We start from the raw sequence: 2,640 nt of genomic DNA, 5'->3' as shown, positions 1-2,640 counted from the left end.
ACAGCATCGATTTCATCTATAAATACAATACAGGGCGCGTTTTTCTTGGCCTGTTCAAACAGGTCCCTTACTCGGGCCGCTCCTACCCCAACAAACATTTCCACGAAATCAGAACCGCTGATTGAGAAAAACGGCACCCCGGCCTCTCCGGCGACGGCTTTCGCCATCAGGGTTTTGCCGGTTCCCGGCGCTCCGAATAATAAAACCCCTTTAGGGATTTTAGCCCCCAGCTGTAGGAATTTTTGTGGATTCTTAAGGAATTCCACCACTTCCTGCATTTCTTCTTTAGCCTCTTCGGCTCCAGCGACATCCTTGAAGGTTACCTTAACATCATCCTGCGACATCAGGCGCGCTTTGCTGCGGCCAAACTGCATCACCCGGTTGCCGCCCCCCTGGGTCTGGTTCATTATGAACATCAGGAAGGCAATCAAAATCACGATGGGCAGCAAAGTGGTCAACAAAGTCATCCAGATCGAAGGCGGCGGTACCGGCTGCGTCGAGTAGGGCACGTTCTTTTCCCGCAATACCTTAATGATATCGGTTTCCTTTGAAACCGTGGCGGAAAACTTGGTGCCGTCTTTGAGATCTCCGGTAATCTCGTAAACCAATTCATCCACCTGCACCTGGGCAGAAGCAACTTGCTCACCGACTATCAAATTATAAAAATCCGGTTCGGAAAGCTCCTTGATCTGTTCATCAGGGCTGGAGGTAAATTTTATGGCAAAGACCGCCAGCAGTACGATCAGTACATATATGGCTATGTTCTTCAGGGCTCGATCCAAAATTTTTCCTCTCCTTTGAAATACTGAGAATTTCCGTAATATTTTAGCATATACACCCGGTCAATGCAATTGTCACCTGTTGTGCGGCCTATTTAGACCTGGTCTGTTTTATTTAGTCTTTCCCTTTTTATCACCAGAATGTACTCGGTCCGAGAAGTTACCCGGGCATCATTATCGACAGCCTGACCGACCAGGGCATAAATCCGCCCTAGGTCTGATGCCAGGATGGGAATCCTCTCCCTGTCGGCCCAGGGTATTTTGTTTTTAATGAAATACTCCTTCAATTTGGTGGAAGTGGAGGTGGGAGAGGCGGCGAAACGATCACCCGGCAGGCGCGAACGCAAAAAGAGTGCTCCCTTGACCCGGTCCCAATCGAGCAAGGTGTCCCGGCTCTGGGGGCCGCACTTCTCACGGGGCAGCACAAAGCAGCTCACCAATTCACCGGTTTCCTCAATGTATACCTGCCCGGGAACCGTGAGCGGATAATTAAAGGCTACTTTTTTACGCTGTCGGGTGGTAAAGACCAGCTGGTCATAGACTTTGTAGACCATCAAGCTCTTCCGGAGACGAAGATAGTGAGAAGATCCCGGACTCTGGCCCAGCCTGATAATGCTGTCGATGTCCTTCTTCTCCCAGCCTTCCAATCCCGTAAGACGGCGGCAAACCGCCATTACCAAACGCCTCTGGGCGGCGGGGTGGGCTTCCGAAAAGGGCTGGATCGCTATGACCAGCCTATCCGGCCCTTCAGTTACAATTTCCTGCCAGCATCCCACTGTGAGATCTTGCAGCCAATCATCCTCCTGTCGCACAATATCAGCCAGCTGGTTTAAAGTATTGATCAACTGAGGATTATATTTCTCCCGCAGGCAGGGAATCAACTCATGTCTGATGCGATTGCGGGTAAACCTCAAGTCATTGTTGCTGTAATCCACCCCATAGGGAATCTGATTTTTACTGATATATTCCATAATCTGAGCCTTGCTGATCCCCAGCATAGGCCTGACGATATTATTGTTAATAGGAAGGATGCCGCGCAAACCCTGGATACCGCTGCCCCGCAAGAGGTGCAAAAGCACCGATTCGGCGTTGTCTTCCTGGTGATGAGCGGTCGCGATGTATTGGGCCTGGTGCCTTTGCAGGACCTCGGCAAAGAAATCATAGCGGTAAATCCGGCCCATTTCTTCCAAGGAGCGTTTATTTTCCCTGGCCAGACTGGCAATGTCTAAATGCTTCACCTCCAGGGTTATTCCCCAGGCCCGGCATTGCTCCCGGAGCAGATCGAGGTCCTCGTCAGCCTGGGATCTCAGCCCGTGATGAAGATGGGCTGCGATTAAAGTCAAATCCCAGCTGCTTTTAAGCTCTTGCATAATATGCAGCAGGGCCATGGAATCAGGCCCTCCCGATACCGCCACCACAATCTTGTCTCCTGGGCCAAACAGTTTCTGGTTTTTGATAAATCCTTTAACTTGGTTTAACATAGTGTCCTCACTAAGCAGGCTATAATTCTATGCTACCCCAGTTATGAAGGATGTCAAACCCCGGAGGTCTTTTTCCGCAGAAATAATTACTGTGCCTCTGGTTGCTAAGCGATAACCGGATTAAGATTCCGCTCCAACGCCATGCAGATTACCGTCATATCGTCTTCCGGTTTACCGTGGCATAATGTCAGGGCGCGATGAAGTATGTGCTCTGCCAGGACCTGCGGGTCGGTTTCATCCATGGTCTGCAGAAAATCCTGCACCCAGAAAGGCTCCACCGCATCCGGCAAGACTTCCACTACCCCGTCACTGAGCATTACCACCATATCCCCCGGATACAGCGCGATCTGATCCCTGAATACTTCTATCTCCTCCAGAAT

General features: G+C 50.6%; 3 protein-coding genes. All 3 read right to left on the bottom strand.

Annotation, left to right across the window (positions count from 1 at the left end; all coding sequences use genetic code 11):
- On the bottom strand, positions 1 to 782 hold a 782-nt coding region (locus tag B2633_RS04980), incomplete at its 3' end, for an ATP-dependent metallopeptidase FtsH/Yme1/Tma family protein (RefSeq protein ID WP_483169554.1).
- A gap of 92 nt (positions 783 to 874) precedes the next feature.
- The gene (gene tilS / locus B2633_RS04975; protein WP_483169552.1) at positions 875 to 2,260 is read right to left on the bottom strand and encodes a tRNA lysidine(34) synthetase TilS; all 1,386 of its coding nucleotides are present in this window, start codon (positions 2,258 to 2,260) and stop codon (positions 875 to 877) included.
- 104 nt (positions 2,261 to 2,364) lie between these two features.
- Positions 2,365 to 2,640: SpoIIE family protein phosphatase (locus tag B2633_RS04970; RefSeq protein ID WP_483169550.1), on the bottom strand; the 276-nt coding region annotated here is incomplete at its 5' end.

The sequence above is a fragment of the Syntrophomonas sp. UBA1041 genome (genome assembly GCF_002316705.1).
In the GTDB taxonomy this organism is placed as follows: Bacteria; Bacillota; Syntrophomonadia; order Syntrophomonadales; family Syntrophomonadaceae; genus DTU019.
Note: the sequence above shows the minus strand (reverse complement) of the source record. Positions and strands in the feature narration are given on the sequence as shown.

Coding starts and splice junctions, on each gene's coding strand:
- tilS (WP_483169552.1), bottom strand. CDS start 2,260: ATGTTAAACCAAGTTAAAGGATTTATCAAAAACCAGAAACTGTTTGGC.